Source organism: Mesorhizobium sp. M7A.F.Ca.CA.002.09.1.1, from assembly GCF_003998555.1.
Taxonomy (GTDB): Bacteria; Pseudomonadota; Alphaproteobacteria; order Rhizobiales; family Rhizobiaceae; genus Mesorhizobium; species Mesorhizobium ciceri.
On record NZ_RZRR01001497.1, the window covers coordinates 1 to 638 of the forward strand.

Genomic DNA, 638 nt, shown 5'->3' on the forward strand with positions numbered 1-638 from the left:
CCTATCGATAGGAACAATGTAGAGAGTGGCGGCTGCCCCGGTCGGCTATCCGCAGCAAATTTCAAGGCGATCCGCGATGCTCCGACAAATCTCCGAAGATGTCCGCGTCAATCTGAAGGACCGGCTGCGGGAAGTCCGCGAAATCATCCGCCAGAGCCGCCATGACGGCAGCGGCGATGCCAGCATCCTGCGCGAAGCAACCAGCCATCTGCCGCCGTTTCCAGGCAAGGGCATCGAAGGCCTGCTCAGCCATGCCGCGAGTGCCGTCGACGAAGCACTGTCGATCGCCGAAGCTTTCGTCCCGCATGAGCGCCCGATCAAGGTGGACGGCACCACGGTGAAGGGCCTCGGCACCTATTTCCCGGTCGGCAACGAGGATCGCCAACTGGACGCCGAGCGCCTGTTCCGGCGCGATATGTATTATCTGACCAAAGCGGTGCTTGCCGGCCTGAACATCGACAATGCCCGCATCCACGAAGCCGATTTCGCGGCCGTCCATGCCACGATGCGCAAGCGGCATGGCGATCTCCTGGCCGCATTGGCCGCGCCGGGTGCCGGACTGCAGGCAATCGCGGCCACCTGCTCGGCGCTGCTGGTCGAGTGCCTCAATCAGCGTCCCGTTCGCTTTGCCGAGACCG

Annotated in this window: 1 protein-coding gene; it reads left to right on the forward strand. The window is 63.6% G+C overall.

Annotated features, from left to right (window positions below):
• Window positions 1-76 precede the first annotated feature (76 nt).
• On the forward strand, window positions 77-638 hold a 562-nt coding region (locus EN994_RS34270; RefSeq protein ID WP_127308295.1), incomplete at its 3' end, for a hypothetical protein.